Below are 18150 nucleotides of genomic sequence, written 5' to 3'. Positions count from 1 at the left end.
GTCAGGTGAACCGGCGCGGCGGAACGGTGAGGTGGTATCCGGAGTCGAGCAGTTCCGGCAGATAGGACCGGATGGCCTTGACGCTCTGGGAACGGTTGCCCCCGGCGTCGTGCGAGAGCACCACGACGCCGGGGGCGGCGCCGTCCTCGACCCGGCCGATGATGGTGCGGGTGCCGGGGGTGGTCCAGTCGAGGGTGTCGACCGTCCAGGCCATCGGTTCCATGCCCATCTCGGCGCCGAGTTGGAAGGCGGCCCGGTTCCAGGCCCCGTAGGGGGCGCGGAACCACTGGGGGTGTTCGCCGTAGGCGCTCTCGATGACGTCGCTGGTGCGTTCCATCTCGGAACGGATCTGACCTCGGGTCATCTGGGTCAGCAGCGGGTGCGTCCAGGTGTGGTTGCCGACGACATGGCCCTCGTCGGACATGCGCGCGAGCAGGTCCTTGTTCTCCACGGCCATCTCCCCGCACACGAAGAACATCGCGCGCACGTCGTGCTCGGCGAGGGTGTCGAGGATGTGCGGGGTGTAGCGCGGGTCGGGGCCGTCGTCGAAGGTGAGCACCATGGTGCGGCCGTGTCCGGACAGGCGCAGGAACGGTTCGTGGCGGACCGCGAGCGGGGCGGTGGCGCGGCGCGGCGCGCCGTATCCGGTCAGGGGCTGGAGGCGGTAGGCGGAGGGCTTGAGGGGGCGGGCCGCCCGAGCGCCCGCGGCGGGGGCGGCGGCGCGGGTGGGGGGTGCGTCGCCGGAGCCGAGCGTCAGCGCGCCGGCGGTGCCGGCCGCGCCCAGAGCGGCGGCGCCGGCCAGCAGGGCCCGGCGCCGCGTGAGCAACTGATCCTTCGTCATGACTCATCAGTCGCCCGATCTCGCCGGGGCGCACCACAGCAGTACCGGTGCGGCGGCAGGAAAGCACCCGCTCGGCCGAGCAGCGCCGTCAGCGGCGCCGGACCAGCGGGAAGGGGAGGGTCTCGCGGATGGTGAGGCCGGTGAGGAACATGACGAGCCGGTCCACGCCGATGCCGAGTCCGCCGGTGGGCGGCATGGCGTATTCGAGGGCGTCGAGGAAGTCCTCGTCCAGTTCCATCGCCTCGGGGTCGCCGCCGGCCGCGCGCAGCGACTGGGCGGTGAGCCGGCGGCGCTGTTCGACGGGGTCGGTCAGTTCGGAGTAGGCGGTGCCGAGTTCGGTGCCGAAGGCCACCAGGTCCCAGCGTTCGGCGAGCCGGGGGTCGGTGCGGTGCTGCCGGGTGAGGGGGGAGACGTCGGTGGGGAAGTCCTTGTAGAACGTGGGCTGCCGGGTGCGTTCCTCGACGAGCCGCTCGTACATCTCCAGGACGACGTCACCGCGCCCGTCCTGGTCGGCGTAGGGGACGTGCGCGCGGTCGCACAGGCGGCGCAGCGCGGGCAGCGGGGTGTCCGCGTCGACCTCCTCGCCGAGCGCGTCGGAGAGGGCGCCGTACACGGTCCTGACGGGCCAGGTACCGGAGATGTCGTGCTCGGTGCCGTCCGTGCGGGCGACGGGTGAGCCGAACGCGGCGGTGGCGGCACCCTGGATCAGTTCGCGGGTGAGGTCGAGCATCACGTCGTAGTCGGCGTACGCCTGGTAGGCCTCCAGCATCGTGAACTCGGGGTTGTGCTTGTAGGAGACGCCTTCGTTGCGGAAGGTCCGGCCCAGTTCGAAGACCTTCTCCAGGCCGCCGACGCACAGCCGCTTCAGGTACAGCTCCGGGGCGATACGGAGGTACAGGTCGAGGTCGTAGGCGTTGATGTGGGTGGTGAAGGGGCGGGCGTTGGCGCCGCCGTGGATCTGCTGGAGCATCGGCGTCTCGACCTCCAGGTAGCCCCGGTCCAGGAGGCCTTGGCGCAGCCCCTGCACGGCGCGGGAGCGGGCGCGGACGACCTCGCGGGCGTCGGGGGCACAGATGAGGTCGAGGTGGCGTCGGCGGACCTTGGCCTCGGGGTCGGTCAGGCCGCGGTGTTTGTCGGGCAGCGGGTGCAGGCATTTGGCGAGGAGTTGCCAGGAGGTGACGAAGACGGTGGGTTCGCCCCGGTCGCTGAGGCCCGCGCGGCCGGTGGCGGTGATGTGGTCGCCGATGTCGGTGTCGGCGGTGAAACGGTCGAGGGCCGCGCCGGACCCGGCGCGGGTGAGGGCGAGTTGGTGGTCGCCCGACCAGTCGCGCAGCACGGCGAAGACGACGCCGCCGAAGTCCCTCACGAGCAGGACGCGTCCGGCGACGGTGACCTCGTCGCCGTTCCTGATCCCGGCGAGGGTGTGGGTGCGGGCCCGGACGCCGACCGGGTAGGGGTCGGTGCCGTCGGCGCGCAGCCGTTCCAGGGTGCGCAGGCGGGCCCTGACCTGGTCGGACCGGGCGGCGGGCGGGGCGTCGGGGGTGGTCGCGGCGTCCTGGTCGGGGCCGAGCGCGGACAGCGGGGGCAGCCCCTCGGTGGTCGCGGGCCTGACGGGGGCCCTGGTGTGGCCCCGGCCCCACAGGGTGCGCAGGGACGGTACGGAGACGAAGCCCTCGGCGATCCCGGAGGCGAGGCCGATGCGGGCGAGGGAACCGGCGTCGGCGTAGCAGATGAAGCGGGGGTACCAGAGGGGGTGGTATTTGGCGTTGGAGCGGTAGAGGGCCTCCAGTTGCCACCAGCGGGAGAAGAAGACGAGCAGGCGGCGCCACAGCCGCAGTACCGGCCCGGCGCCGATCCGGGCGCCTTCCTCGAACACCGAGCGGAAGACGGCGAAGTTCAGCGAGATCCTGCGGACGCCGAGTTTCGGGGCGACGGCGCACAGTTCGGCGACCATGAACTCCATGACGCCGTTGGGGGCACTGCGGTCGCGGCGCATCACGTCGAGGGAGACGCCGTCGCGGCCCCAGGGCACGAAGGAGAGCAGGGCGAGCAGTCGGCCGTCGCCGGCGAGGGCCTCGACGAGGAGGCAGTCGCCGTCGGCCGGGTCACCGAGGCGGTCCAGGGCCATGGAGAAACCGCGTTCGGTCTCGGTGTCGCGCCAGGCGTCGGCCTTGTCGACGGCCGCTTCCATCTCCTCGTCGGTGAGGGCCGCGTGGCGGCGTACCCGGCAGGTGGCGCCGGTGCGGCGGACCCGGCGCACGGCCTGCCGGGTGACGCGCATGTCGCGGCCGTCGAGGTCGAAGCCGGGCACGTCGAGGATGGCCTCGTCGCCGAGTTGCAGGGCGCCGAGACCGGCTCGGGCGAAGGCCCTGGCGCCGTCCTCGGAGGCGCCCATCACGGCGGGCGCCCAGGCGTGTCTGCGGGCCAGGTCCAGCCAGGCGGCGATGGCGCGCGGCCAGGCCTCGCGGTCGCCGACGGGGTCGCCGCTGGCGAGGCAGACGCCGGCCTCGACGCGGTAGGTGACGGCGGCCTTGCCGCTGGGCGAGAAGACGACGGCCTTGTCGCGGCGGGTGGCGAAGTAGCCGAGGGAGTCGTCGGCGCCGTAGGCCTTCAGGAGGGCGCGGATGCGGGCCTCCTCGTCGCCGTGCAGGGCGGCTTCCAGGCGCTGTGAACGGAAGAGGGTGGCGGCGGCGTTGAGGAGGGCGAGGGCGCCGAAGAGGCCGAGCAGGAAGTACAGGACGTGCGGCGGGCGCCCGGAGAAGGTGCGCGGCGGGGCGAGGCCGCCGAGGACCCGGTCGGCGGCCCAGGCCGGCCACTGTCCGTCGGTGAGGGTGCCGGGGAACAGCGCGACCAGGCCCCAGCCGGCGAGGACGGCGAGGAGCAGGCCCGCCAGCAGGACGCTCAGGGCGCGGCGCACGGCGGCCCGGCGGGAGGCCGCGTAGAACTCACGGCGGGCCACGATCAGCAGCGCCAGCGCGCAGCCGCAGACCACGAGGGAGGGCACGGAGTCGTCGTACAGGCCGACGACGACGCCGACGATGTCGGTGACGACGAGCAGGCCGAGGTAGACGACCACCAGCCACCAGGCGATCTTCTTGCGGGCGCCGAGCGCGGCGGCCAGCAGGAAGAGGAAGACGGCGTAGGCGAGGTTGGCGCTGACCGGGACGGCCACCAGGTCGAGGAAGCGGACGACGGGGCGCAGCAGGTCGCGCAGCGGCGGGATGAACGCGAGCAGCAGACAGAGCAGCCCGATGACGCCGAAGAAGGTCGCGAAGCTCTCGGGGACCCGGCTCAGCCGGTCGGTCCCGGGCGGCCGTCCGGGGCCGGGGCCGGGGAGATCCTTCGCCGGTGCGGCCCCCGCGGTGGCACTCATGGTTCCGACTCTAGGAAGTCGCGGGCCCGCGCGCCCGTCGAGAACCCGGCGGGCGGCCGGAGCGGCTGCTTCCGATAGCCTCACGGCCGTGACGGAACAGCAGGCGCAGGGGTTCGAACGGGGCACGGACGGCCCGAAGGTCATCGTCGTCGGGGTGGACGGCTCCGATTCCTCGCTGCGGGCGGCGGCCTACGCCGGAGGTCTGGCCCGGCGCCAGCACGCGTTGCTCGCGGTGGTGTACGTGCAGCCGGTGCTGGCGGCGGGGGCGGCGCTCGGGGCGCCGGTCGCGGAGACGACGGACGAGATCGCCGAGAGTCTGGTGGCCCACATCCGGGAGGCGACGGAGCGCACGAAGGGGATATTCGATGTGCGCTGGGAGTTCCACACCTTCCGCGGCGACCCCTACACCGGTCTGGTCAAGGCGGCGGACGAGCTGACGGCGGACGCGGTGGTGGTCGGCGCCTCGGAGCAGGCGGGCCATCGCATCGTCGGTTCGGTGGCGGTCCGTCTGGTGAAGGCGGGCCGCTGGCCGGTGACGGTGGTGCCGTAGCCGCCCGCCGCACGGGACGGCGATCGGCAACGGTGGTGCCGTCCCCGTCCGGCTCGCGGGGGCCCGGCGACGACGGCGTCGTGCCCGCCCGTCGCCGTGGACCGGCGCTCAAGGGGCCGTCCGTACGGCCCCCTACTTCCCCACCACCAGCCCGTCCTTCGCGGCGCCCCGGCTGAGGACCACGTCGTTGATGTGGTCGCGGACGCTCTGGAGGTCGGCGCCGTCGGCGATCGCCTTGTCGACGTCGACGACCCGGCCCGCGTCGATGTCGTAGAGCTGCGGGATGTACTCGGCCTTGGTGACCTGCCAGCGGGCGCCGGGGCCGGCCGGCGGGGCGAAGGTGAAGCGGGCCAGGGTGGACTGGTTGCCGCGCGGGTCGTGGGCGCCGGTGTCGTTGTACATCTCGCCGGCGATCTGGTCGCCCATGCCGTAGACCACCCAGGTGCCGTTGACCTTCTCGTAGGCCTGCGGGACGTGGGCGTGGGTGCCGAGGATGAGGTCGATGTCGGGGCGGTCCCTGGGGCCGGAGGCGGTGAGGCGGCGGGCCAGGTCGAGTTGGCGCTGGTCGGGTTCGTCCTGCCACTCGGTGCCCCAGTGCATCGAGACGACGACGGCGTCGGCACCGGCCGCGCGGGCGGCCCGGGCATCGGCGATGATCTTGTTCTCGTCGATGAGGTTGACCGCCCAGGGCTGTCCCGGTGGCAGCGGGAGGCCGTTGGTGTCGAACGTGTAGGCGAGGTGGGCGACCTTGGCGGGGCCCGCGCGCAGCACGGTGACGGTGCGTGCCTCGGCCTCGGTGCGGGCGGACCCGGCGTGCCGGACGCCCGCCCGGTCGAGGGCGTCGAGGGTGCGGCGGATGCCGTCGGCGCCGTCGTCGACGGTGTGGTTGGACGCGGTGGAACAGCCGTCGTAGCCGGTGGCGGCGAGCCCCTGGGCGATCTCGGGCGGGGACTTGAAGGCGGGGTAGCCGCTGTAGTCGCCGTCGGCGCCGTAGACGGTCTCCATGTGACACAGCGCCAGGTCGGCGCGGGAGACGAGGGGTTGGACGTCGGCGAGCATGGGCCGGAAGTCGTAGCCCTCGCCGCCCGCGTCGAAGCGCGCGCGGTCGATGACCGAGGTGTGCGGGAGGACGTCCCCGGACGCGAGGAGCGTGAACCCGTGGGCGGCCGGGGCCCCGGCGCCGTGGGACGGTGCGTGGTGCTGGGCCTGGCAGGCGGCGCCTCCGGCGAGGATCGCCGTCAGGGCCAGGGCAACCTGTCGTCTGCGTGCAATCATCAGCTCACCCCAATGTGGTCCTATTTGCATACAAATAGGTACGGTCGCGGAGGCTCCCCCAAACGACCCGGGGCCACCGATTAGCCCGTCCGCCACATTTGACGGATTGTCAGCAGCGGGGCGCAGGCGCGTTCGGGACCGTTCGTCGCACCGCTCGTCGACGCGATCGACCGTCCGCCGCACCGGAGCGTGTACGCCCTGTCACAAATCGCCACGCTGCGATGCCATATCGCCCATGACGGCCGGAACCACTCTCACGCACGGGACGACCGCCGAGCACGAGCTCGTCGCACTGCAACGCGAGCACGGCCGGCCTCTCTTCGCGTTCCTGCTCCGGCTCTGCGACGGCGACCGGCAGCGGGCCGAGGATCTCGTCCAGGAGACCCTGGTACGCGCCTGGCAGCACCCCGAGGCGCTGCGCGACAACGCCTTCGACTCGGTGCGGCCCTGGCTGCTGACGGTCGGCCGGCGGCTCGCCATCGACGCGCGGCGGGCCCGGCAGGCGCGGCCGCCCGAGGTGGGCGACGCGATCCTGGAGAACGCGCGGGTCAGTGCCGACCACGCCGAACGGGCCGCCGCCGCCCTCGATGTGCGCGAGGCTGTGAAGACACTCACTCCCGGCCACCGTGACGTGCTGGTACTCGTGTACTTCCAAGGGGCGAGTGTGGCGGAAGCCGCCGAAACCCTCGGAATCCCACCCGGTACGGTGAAGTCCCGCGCGTACTACGCGCTGCGCGCCCTGCGCCGGGTGCTTCCCGGTTACGCGGCCGACCTGCGGTGAAACCGAAGGCTCGGTCAAACCTCGGTAAAGCGCCTTGCTGAGGACCCCGGTTGAGTAATCGGCTGTCCTCATCCGTGTTCCGGACCGGGGGCCCGGGTCCGGGCGACGCGCATGTACCGGAGGAAGGCAGAACGGGATGCTGCACAGAGGTCACGAGAGCACGGACGGCACCGGCGGCGGCGAACTGACCGTCCCGATGGCCTGGTTGTACGCCGAGTACATCGCCGACGAGTTGTTGCGGACGGGCGATCTGATGCCGCCGACGTCCTTCGAGTTCCGGGCCGGGCGGGACGCGCTGGCGCTGACCGTCTTCCTCTCGGACACCGAGGGCGAGCTGTCCGGCATCCGGGTGATCACACAGTTGGAGACCTGGCTGTCGCTGACGGCGTACGACCAGCCGTGGCAGGAGTGGGTGCGCGAGGCGATGGCGGGGCGCGCCGCCGAGGCGCTCGCGTCCGGGCTGCCCTCGCCCGATCTGGAGCTGGCCCGGGAGGCCTGGCGCTGGCTGGAGGAGACCGAGTTGCTCGCGCCCGACCTGAACGCGGTGCCGGGCGGCGCCCCGGCGGGCGGCGAGGACGAGGGGCCGAAGGTGTGGACGAAGGCGTGGCAACTCGGCCTGCCCTTGGGCCACTTGGCCATCCATCTCTTCTAGGTCCGGTCCGGCCGGAGGCTTCCGGCCGATCTCTTCCGGCCGGTTTTCGACCGGGACCAATCCATGGGGTCGACCGCTCCGAACCCCAAGGTTGCGATTCGGTACCTGCCTTGAGTGATTCGACGGCCCTGTGCGTACGGGTGGGAGCAACGAGTAACCCCACCCGCACCCAACGGCACGAGGATTCGGCATGAGGTCCCTGGAGAGGCATCGCGACGTCGCCGCGTACGCGCTCGGCGTGCTGGACGAGGCGGACGCCTTCCGCTTCGAGGACCACCTCATGGAGTGCCCGCGCTGCGCGGCGCACGTCACCGAATTCGGGCCCGTCACACGGCAGTTGATGCTGTACCGCCGGGCCACCCCGCGGTTCGTGCACCCCATGACCAATCCGGGCCCCGGCCTCCTGGACCGGCTGGTGACCGAGGTCGCCGCCCGGCACCGGGCCGGGCGCAGGCGGCTGCTGTACGCGGTCGCCTGTGCGGCGGTGCTCGTGGTCGGCGGGCCCGCGCTCGCCGTGCAGGCGGGCGACGGCGGGGGCGGGGGCACCGGCGAGCAGGTCGCGGCGACCGATGAACGCAGCGGTGTGTGGGCCCGGTTGACGGTCGCCGACCAGGTGTACGGCAGCGAGGTGAAGTTGGAGGTCAAGGATGGCGCGGGCCCGCGTTCCTGTCATCTGATCGCCGTCGCCGCGGACGGCTCCGAGCACACGCTGACCAGTTGGACCGTGCCCGCGCACGACGCCCGCGCCCACACGATGCAGGGCAGTTCGGATCTGCACCCCGGCGAGGTCGCGCGCTACGAGCTGCGTACCTTCAAGGGCGACCACCTGGTCACGCTCGACCCCAAGTGACCCGCGTCCGGCCCTACTTGAGCAGCCGGGACAGCCGCCGGTCGGCGAGCGGCCTGCCGCCGGTCTGACAGGTCGGGCAGTACTGGAGCGAGGAGTCGCTGAAGGAGACCTCGCGGATGGTGTCCCCGCACACCGGGCACGGCTCCCCGGTACGGCCGTGGACGCGCAGGCCGCTCTTCTTCTCCGCCTTGAGCCGCCCGGCGGCGACACCCCGGGAGCGCTCGACGGCCTCGGTGAGGGTGGTGCGCAGGGCCGTGTGGAGGCGGGTCGTCTCCTCGGCGGTGAGGGAGGACGCCAGCTTGAACGGGGACATCTTCGCGGCGTGCAGGATCTCGTCGCTGTAGGCGTTGCCGACCCCGGCGATGAGGCTCTGGTCGCGCAGGGCACCCTTGAGGCGGCGCCGCTCGGGGGCGAGGAGCGCCGCGAGACGCTGTTCGTCGAAGTCGTCGGCGAGCGGGTCGGGGCCGAGCCGCGCGACACCGGGCACCTGCTGCGGGTCCTGGACGACGTAGACGGCGAGGCGTTTCTGGGTGCCCGCCTCGGTGAGGTCGAAGCCCTCGCCGGTCTCCAGGGCGACCCGCAGCGCGAGGGGGCCCTTGCCGGGGCGGGGCGGTCCGTCGGGGAGGCGGTCCTTCCAGTGCAGCCAGCCCGCCCGCGCCAGATGCGTGACGAGGTGCGGGCCGCCGTCCGTCGCCAGGTCGAGGAACTTGCCGTACCGGTGCACGGCGGCGACCCGGTGGCCCTCCAGGGCGCTGAGCGGCGGGTCGTACGTCTTCAGGACGTTGATCGCGACGGGCAGCACCCGCACGATCTCGTGTCCGACCAGGTGCTCGGTGAGGAAGTCCTTGAGCGCTTCCACCTCGGGGAGTTCCGGCATGTCTCCAGGGTGCCATTCGAGGCGAACGATGCCACCGGGGCCGGTGCTGCGGTTCGGGGCGGTGCTGCGGTTCGGGCCGGTACTGCCGCTGGGGCCGGTGATGCCGCTGGGGTCAGCCAGGTCGGTCGCGCCGCCGGGGTCAGTCGCCGCCCGGCACCAGGAACTCGCACCACACGCACTTGCCGCGGCCCCGTGCCTCCACGCCCCACGCGTCCGTGAGCAGGTCGACCAGGAGCAGCCCGCGTCCGGTGACGCCCGACTCCCCCGCGTCCCGGCGGCGCGGCAGGGCGCTGGAGGCGTCCTCGACCTCGACCCGCAGTCTGCGTTCACCGCCGGTCAGCACCCGCAGGGTGACGACGGCCGCGCCCTCGGTGTGCACGAGGACGTTGGTGATCAGTTCGTCGGCGACGAGTTCGATCTCGTCGGCCCGCGCACCGGCGCCCCAGGTCCGGACCGCGGCCCGGATCAGGTGCCGGGCGACGGTGAGGGCCTCGGGGTCGCCGGGCGCCACGTGCTGCTGGAGGCGGCCGCCGGAATGTGGCGTGTCCAGGCCCCGGCGGCGCAGCAGGAGGAGGGCGACATCGTCGTCGCCGCCGCGTTCCTCGGCGACCTCGATCAGGTGGTCGGCGAGGTCACGGACGTCGTGGGGGCCGTCGGCGATGAGGGCGACGAGGATCTGGATGCCGTCGTCGAGGTCGATGCCGGGCTGTTCGACCAGGCCGTCGGTGCAGAGCAGGAGGGTGGTGCCGGGGTCCAGTTCGACGGTGGAGACGGGGTAGTCCAGGCGCCCGAACTCGGCGGACAGGCCCAGCGGGAGGCCGCCCTCCACCGGGGCGCGGCGGCAGCTCCCGTCGGGGTGGCGCAGGAGCGGGTCGATGTGACCGGCCCGGACCACCTGGACGACGCCGGTGGACAGGTCGACCTCCGCGTACAGGCAGGTCGCGAAGCGGTCGGTGTCGAGTTCGTGGAGGAAGACGGAGGCCCGGGCCATCACGGCGCCGGGGGTGTGTCCCTCGGCGGCGTAGGCGCGCAGCACGATCCGCAGCTGGCCCATGACGGCCGCCGCGTGCGCGTCGTGTCCCTGGACGTCTCCGATGACGGCACCGACCCGGCCGCCGGGCAGCGGGATCAGGTCGTACCAGTCGCCGCCGATGTCCCGGCCGAGGGAGCCGGAGGTGGTGCCGGCCCGGTAGCGGACGGCGATGTCGGCGCCCCGCACGCTGGGGATGGTGCGCGGCAGCATGGCCTGCTGGAGGTTGGTGGCGAGGTCCTTCTCCTGCTCGTAGAACATGGCGCGCTGCATGCTCTGCGCGATGCTGCTGCCGAGGGCGACCAGGACGTTGCGTTCCTCGGGCGCGAAGCTCTGACGGTCGTTGTAGAGCAGGCCCATGGCGCCGATCGGGCGGCCCTGGACGATGAGCGGGAGATAGGCGGCGGCGGTGATCTTCAGGTCGGTGATGTTCGGCCAGAGGATCGGGTACCGCTCGGCGAACTCCTGCGGCGACTCGATGAAGCGCGGGGTGAGGGTCCGCACGACCTCGCTCATCGGGTAGGGCTCCTCGATGCCGGTGACGAGGGTGCCGGGCACGAAGCTGCCGGCCGGTCCCTCGGCGACCAGCCGGATGCGGCCCGCCTCGGCCAGGCCCATGACGAGGCTGGTGGCGCCCAGATGGGTGAGGCCGTGGGTGTCCTTGAGAACGTCGATGACGTCCTGGACGGTCCTGGCGTGCGCGAGGGCGGCGGTGGTGAGCTGGACGACGTTGGTCTGTTCGCGGCGGGCGGCGTCCTGGGCGGCCTGCTCGCTGCGGGCCTCGGTGTCGCTCAGTTCCCGGGTGGCGTCCCGGACGATCCCGATGATCCGGCGCGGGCGGCCCGTCTCGTCCCGCCGGATGTAGCCCTGGGTGTGGGTCCAGCGCAGGGTGCCGTCACGGCGGCGGAGGCGGAAGTAGGCGCCGTAGTTCTCGCTGCCGTCCTTGATGGCCTGCGCGACGAGGGTGTCGAGGCGGCGTCCCTCGGCGATCGGGACCCGTACGCCGAGGCTCTCCGGGTCGCCGTCGTACTCGTCGGGGCGCAGGTCGAAGACCTCGTGGGCCTGGGCGTCCATGTGGAACAGACCGGCGTCCAGGTCCCAGTCGAAGCTGCCCATCTGGTTGAGCGCCAGGATCGGGTCCGGGTGGGCGGGCCAGTCGTCCGGGAGTGACAGGGCGCTCCCACCCCGATCAGCCATGGGCCCACCATGCCAGGATTCGGCCGAATATTCGACCGCGGGGCGTACGCCCGCGCTCACCACCCCAGAACGGGGACAGGACTGTCGAACACACCGTCCGGCTCCGAAGCATCGGGTATCAGCCCACCCCCATCAACCGGATCAGGCACCTCGGGCACGAACGCGGGCCCGATGTCATCCCACTCGTCCGAGTAGGCGGGGGCTTCCTCGGGGCCGACGGCCATTCCCTCTGCCGCCTCTGCCGCCTCTGCCGCCACTGCGGCCTCCGGTGTCTCGGTCGTCTCCGGCGCCTCTGACGAGGTCGCAGAGGCTACGTCAGCAGGGGGCGGGGGCGTGACGAATCGGCTCACGGCCGGGTAGCGCCCCGGAAACGGCGCGGGGCTGTCGTCTGCAACGGGGCTCCGCCGCGTGGGCGCGACCAGCCACGACGGCGCGGAAGCCGACGACCGACCCGGCTCACCCGACCCGGGGGAACGGGAAACACCCTCCCCAACGCCCTCCCCAACCGTCTCCGAGGCGGTGTCCCGCACCTCACCCCCGCACCCGGCGACAAGGAGCACCGCTGAGACCGCGAACCCCACGACCACGCTTCCGGCAGGTACCCGCACGTGACCCTCCTGGTCCTCCCGGAGACGCTCCGAACCGTTCCTCTCATTCTCTGCGTCACCCTCTTGGGTTACGCAACCGGAGCGGCGGCACACACAGCGTCACGATGTTGAATGAGGCGCCCGAGGAGCCCGAGGAGGAGGTATCCACGACCGTGGACTGGTTCGACGCATCCGCGTACGGCTGGAGCCGGCTGATGTTCCAGCGCGCGCTGGCCGCCGTCTACCTCGTGGCGTTCCTGACGGCCCTCCTCCAGTTCCGCCCGCTGATCGGTGAACGCGGACTGCTGCCGGTGGCACGGCTGGTCGCGAGGATGCCGTTCCGGCACGCGCCCAGCGTGTTCCAGCTCCACTTCTCCGACCGCTTCTTCGCCCTCTGGGCGGGCACGGGCTGCGCGGTCTCGGTGGCGCTCCTGGCCGGGGCGGACTCACACCTCCCGCTCTGGGCCGGGATGTTGCTGTGGCTGCTGCCCTGGGCGCTGTATCTGTCGATCGTCAACGTCGGTCAGACCTGGTACGCGTTCGGCTGGGAGTCGCTGCTCCTGGAGGTGGGCTTCCTCGCCGTGTTCCTCGGCAACGACACGGTGGCGCCGCCGGTCGTCGTGCTGTTCCTGCTGCGCTGGGTGCTGTTCCGGGTGGAGTTCGGCGCGGGTCTGATCAAACTGCGCGGCGACGCGTGCTGGCGGAAGCTCACGTGTCTCTACCACCATCACGAGACCCAGCCGATGCCGGGCCCGTTGAGCTGGTTCTTCCACCATCTGCCGCGCCCCGTGCACCGGGCGGAGGCCGCGGCGAACCACGTCACCCAACTCGTCGTGCCCTTCTTCCTGTTCGCCCCGCAGCCGGTGGCGTCGATCGCCGCGTGCCTGATGATCGTCACCCAGCTGTGGCTGATCCTGTCCGGCAACTTCGCCTGGCTGAACTGGATCACGATCACCCTCGCCCTGTCGGCGGTCCACCTCCCCGCCGCCGGACATACCGCCCCGGCCGCCCCGCTCTGGTTCGAGGTCCTGGTCCTCGTGGTCGGCGCGCTGCTGCTGGCCCTCAGCTACCGCCCGGTCCGCAACCTGGTCTCCCGGCGCCAGGTCATGAACCGCTCCTTCGACCCGCTCCACCTGGTCAACACCTACGGCGCGTTCGGCAGCGTCAGCCGGGTCCGCCACGAGATCGTGATCGAGGGAACGGCGGACGAGGTGCCGCGTGCCGACGGGGACTGGCGGGCCTACGAGTTCAAGGGCAAGCCGGGTGATCCACGGCGGCTGCCACGCCAGTTCGCGCCCTACCATCTGCGCCTGGACTGGATGATGTGGTTCGCGGCGCTGTCACCGGCGTACGCGGAGGAATGGTTCGGGAGGCTGGTGGAACGGCTGCTGGAGAACGACCGTGCCACCCTCCGTCTGCTGCGCCGCTCCCCCTTCCCGCCCGACGCCCCGCCGCGTTACCTGCGCGCCCGCCTCTACCGCTACCGGTACACCAGCTGGCGGGAGTTGAGGGAGACCGGGGCGTGGTGGGAGCGGACCTTCGTGCGCGAGTACCTCCCACCGACCCGCCTCACGAGCGAACGACGGTAGCGGCGGCAACGGCGACGACGGCGGACGCGAGCTGCGCAACACGGCGTCGCTTCACAGCCCGTAGGTCCGGGTGGCCGTTCCCCCGAACACCTCCGCCCGTTCCTCCGGGCTGAGCGTGGCCGTCAACTCCCTTGCCGCGTCCAGCATTTCACCGTACGTCCCGGCCAGCGTGCACACCGGCCAGTCCGAGCCGAACATCAGGCGGGCCGGGCCGAAGGCGTCCAGGGCCGTGTCGACGTACGGCCGCAGTTCGTCCGTCGTCCAGGAGGCGGGGTCGGCCTCGGTGGGGAGGCCGGAGAGCTTGGCGAGCGTGTTGGGGCGGGCGGCGAGGGCGCGGAGGTCGGCCGCCCAGGGTTGCAGGGCGCCGGACGCGAGGGGAGGTTTGCCCAAGTGGTCGAGGACGAAGAGGAGTTCGGGGTGGGTGGCGGCGGCCTCGACGCAGGCGGGGAGCTGGTGCGGGAGGACGACGAGGTCGTAGGCGAGCCCCGCTGCCGCGAGCACCGTGAGGCCTCGGCGGACGTCGGGGCGCAGCAGCCAGCCGGGGTCGGGTTCGCCCTGCACCTGGTGGCGGATGCCCTTGAGGTACCGGCCGCCGGGGAGTGCGCGCAGACGGGCGAGGGTGTCGGCGAGGTCCGGGCGGGTGAGGTCGGTCCAGCCGACGACCCCGGCGACCAGGTCGTGCGTGGCGGCGAGGGCGAGGAGCTCCGGGGTCTCCTCGGGCACGGTGACCGTCTGCACGAGGACCGTGCCGGTGACGTCGGCGGCCCGCGCCTCGGGTGCCAGGTCGGCCAGGGTGAAGTTCCTTCGCAGGGGCTGGAGTTCGGGTCCCGTGATCCAGTCCTGGTCGCGGATCGAGAGGTCCCACACATGGTGGTGGGCGTCGATCGTCATGGCAGCTCCCACACCACGGGCAGGCCCGCGTCGGCGCCCTCGGCGGAGTAGTCGTGGACGACGTCGAGCAGGTCCGCCATCCGCGCCTGCCACGCCACGTTGACGGGCAGCGCCTCCAACTCGGCAAGCAAGCGTGGATAGTTGTCGCACTCCAGGAGGTGGAAGAGGTCGGTGCCGCTGCGCCAGATCGTCCAGGAGACCGCTCCGGCCGCGCGGATGGCGGCCGTCAGTTCCTCGGGGACCTCGCGGTGGGCGGCCTCGTAGTCGGCGATGCGGTCCGCCTTGACCTTGGTGTGCAGCGCGACCCTCACCACGGCTCCCCTCTCACCGCGCCCCCCTCACGACGGTTGTTCCGTGGGTAGCGGTGCCTCCGGTGGCAGCAGGCCCTCCGTGCGCAGTTCCTGCCAGAAGGCGGCCGGTACCGGTGTCGTGAACTGCTGGGCGCAGTCGCGGACTTCGGCGGCGGAGCGGGCGCCCACCAGGACGCTCGCGACCACCGGGTGCGCGGCGCAGAAGGCGAGGGCGGCGGCCCGCAGGGTGGTGCCGTGCCGCTCGGCGAGGGACCGCAGGTGCAGGGCCCGGTCGAGCAACTCGGCCGGTGCGTAGGCGTAGTTGTAGGTGGCGCCGGGTCTCGGGTCGGCCAGCAGGCCGGAGTTGAAGGCGCCGCCGATGACGACGGACGTGCCGCGTTCCTGGGCGGCCGGGAGGAGGTCGGCGAGGGCGCTGTGGTCGAGGAGGGTGTAGCGCCCGGCGCACAGGACGACGTCGACGTCCGTGTCGCGGACGAACCGGGTGAGCATCCCGGTCTGGTTCATGCCGGCCCCGATGGCGCCGACGACGCCCTCGGCGCGCAGCCGTTCCAGGGCCGGGTAGCCCTGCCGGAAGGCCTCGTCGGCGTGGTCGTCGGGGTCGTGGAGGTAGACGATGTCGATGTGGTCGACGCCGAGCCGCGTCAGGCTCGCCTCCAGGGTGCGGCGCACTCCGTCGGCGCTGAAGTCCCAGACCCGGCGCTGGTCGGCGGGGACGGCGAACCCGCCGTCGGCGAGGTCGTCGCCGGTGCCGTCCGGGGCGGGTTCCAGGCGCCGGCCCACCTTGGTGGACAGGGTGTACGCCGACCTGGGGTGCTCGCGCAGGGCCGCGCCCAGGCGCCGTTCGGACAGGCCGAGGCCGTAGTGCGGGGCGGTGTCGAAGTAGCGGACGCCCTGCTGCCAGGCCGTGGTCACCGCGTCGTGCGCCTGCTCGTCGCCGACCTCGGTGAAGAGGTTGCCGAGGGCGGCGGCGCCGAAGCCGAGCGGGCCGACCTCGACGCGCCCTGCGCCGAGCCGGGTCACCGGGTCGCCGGTCGCAGCCGCAGGCCCTGCATGCCGCCGTCGACGGCGAGGGAGGTGCCGGTGGTCGCGCCGGACAGGGGGCTCGCCAAGTAGGCGATGGCGCCCGCGACTTCGTCGGCCGCGACGAGCCGTCCGCTGGGCTGGCGGGCCTCAAGCGCGGCGCGTTCGGCGGCGGGGTCGGCGGCCTGGTCGAGGAGGCGGCCGATCCACGGGGTGTCCGCGGTACCGGGGTTGACGCAGTTGACGCGGACGCCCTCGCGGAGGTGGTCGGCGGCCATGGCGAGGGTGAGGGAGTACACGGCGCCCTTGGTCGCGCTGTACAGGGCGCGTTGCGGGAGTCCGGCGGTGGCCGCGATGGAGCAGGTGTTGACGATCGCCGCGTGCCGGGAGCCGCGCAGGTGCGGCAGCGCGGCGCGGGCGACGCGGACCATGCCGACCACGTTGACGTCGAGGACCCGGGCCCACTCGGCGTCGTCGTTGTCCTCGATCGTGCCCTGGGCGCCGATGCCCGCGTTGTTGATCACGACGTCCAGGGCGCCGAGGTCGGCGACGGCGGCGGCCACGGCGGCCCGCACGGACGCGTCGTCGGTGACGTCGGCCCGGTAGCCGAGCAGGGGTGCGGTCACCGGGGACGGGTCGAGGTCGAGGACGGCGACCTGGGCGCCGCGCGCTGCGAGGAGGTCGGCTGTCGCCCTGCCGATGCCGGAGGCGCCGCCGGTGACCAGGGCTTTCAGTCCAGTGAAGTCGGTCATGCCGCCCGTCCCTTCTGTGTGTCGAGGTCGGCGGCCCAGAAGGCGCCGTCGGGGTAGGTGTACCGCGCGATCGACCCGGGGCGCATGGCGGCCGAGAAACCGGGCGCGGTGGGTGCCGTGTAGTGGCCCTCGCGGATCACCACGGGGTCGAGGAAGTGGTCGTGGAGATGGTCGACGTACTCGATGACGCGGTCCTCGGTGGTGCCGGTGAGGGCGACGTAGTCGAACATCGAGAGGTGCTGGACGAGTTCGCACAGGCCGACCCCGCCGGCGTGCGGGCAGACCGGCACGCCGAACTTCGCGGCCAGCAGCAGGATCGCGAGGTTCTCGTTGACCCCGCCGACGCGGGCCGCGTCGATCTGAAGGATGTCGAGGGCACCGGCCTGGAGGAGCTGTTTGAAGACGATGCGGTTCTGGACGTGCTCGCCGGTGGCGACCTTCACGGGTCCGACGCCCTCACGGATCGCCGCGTGGCCGAGGATGTCGTCGGGGCTGGTGGGCTCCTCGATCCAGTAGGGGTCGAACGGCGCGAGGGCCCGGGTCCAGCGGATCGCCTCGGCGACGTCCCAGCGCTGGTTGGCGTCGATGGCCACCCGCACGTCGGGGCCGACGACCTCGCGGGCGACTCTGCACCGTCGGACGTCGTCGTCGAGGTCGGCGCCGACCTTCAGCTTGATCTGCCGGAAGCCGTCGGCGACGGCCTGCCGGGCGAGCCGGGTGAGTTTCTCGTCGCTGTAGCCGAGCCAGCCCGGCGAGGTGGTGTAGGCCGGGTAGCCGCGCGCGAGGAGGTCGGCGGTGCGTTCGGCGGCGCCCGCCCGGCCCCGGCGCAGCAGGTCGAGGGCCTCCTCGGGGGTGAGCGCGTCGCTGAGGTAGCGGAAGTCGATCTGGCCGACCAGCCAGGCGGGGTCGGCGTCGGCGAGCAGCCGCCACAGGGGTGTGCCCGCGCGCTTGGCCGCGAGGTCCCACACGGCGTTGACGACGGCCCCGATCGCCATGTGCAGCACGCCCTTCTCCGGCCCCAGCCACCGCAGTTGGCTGTCCCCGACGAGGGCCCGGCTGACCGATCCCGGGTCCGCGCACACCTCGTCGACGCTCCGCCCGATCACATGGTCGCGCAGCGCGTGGAGGGCGGCGACCTGCACCTCGTTGCCCCGCCCGATGGTGAACGTGAACCCGTGCCCCTCAAGACCGTCCCCGGCGTCCGTGCGCAGCACGACATAGGCGGCCGAGTAGTCGGGGTCCGGGTTCATCGCGTCGGAGCCGTCCAGCTCGCGCGAGGTCGGGAACCGGATGTCATGGGTGTCGACGGCGATGATGCGGGCGGGCGTCGCGGCCACGGGGTGCCTTTCGGTCGGGGACGGGGCAGGCGCGGGGTCGGTCCTTGAGCGCGGCCGGGGGGCGGGGCGGGCTCGTTGTCGCACAGGGAACTGGAACGGCTGCCCGCATATTTATCAGACCACTTCGCGCCCACAACACCCCACGCCCGCGTTTTTCTCCCGTCCCGTGGTGCCCCGGGGACGCATCCGAGCCATAGTGGTCGGACCACTTGGCTAGTTAGACTGCGGCGCACCGGC

15 protein-coding genes are annotated in these 18150 nt (G+C 72.6%); 5 read left to right on the top strand and 10 right to left on the bottom strand.

Features of this window, described 5'->3' with window-relative positions; translation table 11 throughout:
- Nucleotide 1: 1 nt before the first annotated feature.
- Nucleotides 2-841: a polysaccharide deacetylase family protein gene (locus ACIQOU_RS10610; RefSeq protein WP_401535882.1), complete on the bottom strand. Its 840-nt coding sequence runs from the start codon at nucleotides 839-841 to the stop codon at nucleotides 2-4.
- 88 nt (nucleotides 842-929) lie between these two features.
- Nucleotides 930-4214 (bottom strand): bifunctional lysylphosphatidylglycerol synthetase/lysine--tRNA ligase LysX, encoded by a 3285-nt coding sequence (gene lysX / locus ACIQOU_RS10605; RefSeq protein WP_401535880.1) that lies wholly within the window; start codon nucleotides 4212-4214, stop codon nucleotides 930-932.
- Nucleotides 4215-4302: 88 nt separating this feature from the next.
- Between lysX and ACIQOU_RS10600 the strand changes: the two genes are divergently transcribed.
- A complete protein-coding gene (locus tag ACIQOU_RS10600) occupies nucleotides 4303-4764 on the top strand; it encodes a universal stress protein (RefSeq protein WP_401535878.1) in 462 nt (153 codons plus the stop codon).
- A 132-nt stretch (nucleotides 4765-4896) separates the two neighbouring features.
- Here ACIQOU_RS10600 and ACIQOU_RS10595 read toward each other — a convergent pair whose 3' ends face one another.
- On the bottom strand, nucleotides 4897-6039 hold the full coding sequence (locus ACIQOU_RS10595; RefSeq protein ID WP_401535877.1) for a CapA family protein: 1143 nt from the start codon (nucleotides 6037-6039) through the stop codon (nucleotides 4897-4899).
- A gap of 235 nt (nucleotides 6040-6274) precedes the next feature.
- On the opposite strand from ACIQOU_RS10595, the gene ACIQOU_RS10590 reads away from it, so the two are divergent.
- The 3 genes from ACIQOU_RS10590 to ACIQOU_RS10580 all read left to right on the top strand — a co-directional run bounded on the left by ACIQOU_RS10590 (nucleotide 6275) and on the right by ACIQOU_RS10580 (nucleotide 8322).
- Nucleotides 6275-6820 (top strand): sigma-70 family RNA polymerase sigma factor, encoded by a 546-nt coding sequence (locus ACIQOU_RS10590; protein ID WP_401535875.1) that lies wholly within the window; start codon nucleotides 6275-6277, stop codon nucleotides 6818-6820.
- 136 nt (nucleotides 6821-6956) lie between these two features.
- Nucleotides 6957-7472, top strand: coding sequence for a hypothetical protein (locus tag ACIQOU_RS10585; RefSeq protein WP_401535874.1), 516 nt, complete (start codon nucleotides 6957-6959; stop codon nucleotides 7470-7472).
- A 190-nt stretch (nucleotides 7473-7662) separates the two neighbouring features.
- Nucleotides 7663-8322, top strand: coding sequence for a zf-HC2 domain-containing protein (locus ACIQOU_RS10580; protein WP_401535872.1), 660 nt, complete (start codon nucleotides 7663-7665; stop codon nucleotides 8320-8322).
- Nucleotides 8323-8335: 13 nt separating this feature from the next.
- Here the strand turns inward: ACIQOU_RS10580 and ACIQOU_RS10575 are convergent, their stop codons facing one another.
- A complete protein-coding gene (locus ACIQOU_RS10575) occupies nucleotides 8336-9199 on the bottom strand; it encodes an Fpg/Nei family DNA glycosylase (protein WP_401535870.1) in 864 nt (287 codons plus the stop codon).
- A 139-nt stretch (nucleotides 9200-9338) separates the two neighbouring features.
- Entirely contained in the window at nucleotides 9339-11426 is a 2088-nt protein-coding gene (locus ACIQOU_RS10570) for a SpoIIE family protein phosphatase (RefSeq protein WP_401535868.1), read from the bottom strand.
- 760 nt (nucleotides 11427-12186) lie between these two features.
- Here ACIQOU_RS10570 and ACIQOU_RS10565 point away from each other — a divergent pair.
- Nucleotides 12187-13602 (top strand): lipase maturation factor family protein, encoded by a 1416-nt coding sequence (locus ACIQOU_RS10565; protein WP_401536709.1) that lies wholly within the window; start codon nucleotides 12187-12189, stop codon nucleotides 13600-13602.
- A 51-nt stretch (nucleotides 13603-13653) separates the two neighbouring features.
- Here ACIQOU_RS10565 and ACIQOU_RS10560 read toward each other — a convergent pair whose 3' ends face one another.
- Genes ACIQOU_RS10560 through ACIQOU_RS10540 form a run of 5 tightly spaced genes read right to left on the bottom strand, consistent with a single transcriptional unit; the run spans nucleotide 13654 to nucleotide 17913 of the window.
- A complete protein-coding gene (locus ACIQOU_RS10560) occupies nucleotides 13654-14493 on the bottom strand; it encodes an amidohydrolase family protein (RefSeq protein WP_401535866.1) in 840 nt (279 codons plus the stop codon).
- Nucleotides 14490-14804, bottom strand: coding sequence for an L-rhamnose mutarotase (locus ACIQOU_RS10555; RefSeq protein ID WP_401535864.1), 315 nt, complete (start codon nucleotides 14802-14804; stop codon nucleotides 14490-14492). The genes ACIQOU_RS10560 and ACIQOU_RS10555 overlap by 4 nt, the downstream gene beginning before the upstream one ends.
- A gap of 27 nt (nucleotides 14805-14831) precedes the next feature.
- A complete protein-coding gene (locus ACIQOU_RS10550; protein ID WP_401535862.1) occupies nucleotides 14832-15824 on the bottom strand; it encodes an aldo/keto reductase in 993 nt (330 codons plus the stop codon).
- Nucleotides 15821-16576, bottom strand: a complete 756-nt coding sequence (locus ACIQOU_RS10545) for an SDR family NAD(P)-dependent oxidoreductase (protein ID WP_401535861.1) — start codon at nucleotides 16574-16576, stop codon at nucleotides 15821-15823. The genes ACIQOU_RS10550 and ACIQOU_RS10545 overlap by 4 nt, the downstream gene beginning before the upstream one ends.
- Nucleotides 16573-17913: an L-fuconate dehydratase gene (locus ACIQOU_RS10540; RefSeq protein WP_401535860.1), complete on the bottom strand. Its 1341-nt coding sequence runs from the start codon at nucleotides 17911-17913 to the stop codon at nucleotides 16573-16575. Before ACIQOU_RS10540 ends, ACIQOU_RS10545 begins: the two co-directional genes overlap by 4 nt.
- Between the last annotated feature and the right edge of the window lie 237 nt (nucleotides 17914-18150).

It is taken from the genome of Streptomyces sp. NPDC091279, from assembly GCF_044757465.1.
In the GTDB taxonomy this organism is placed as follows: Bacteria; Actinomycetota; Actinomycetes; order Streptomycetales; family Streptomycetaceae; genus Streptomyces.
This window is presented reverse-complemented; position numbering and strand designations above follow the sequence as displayed.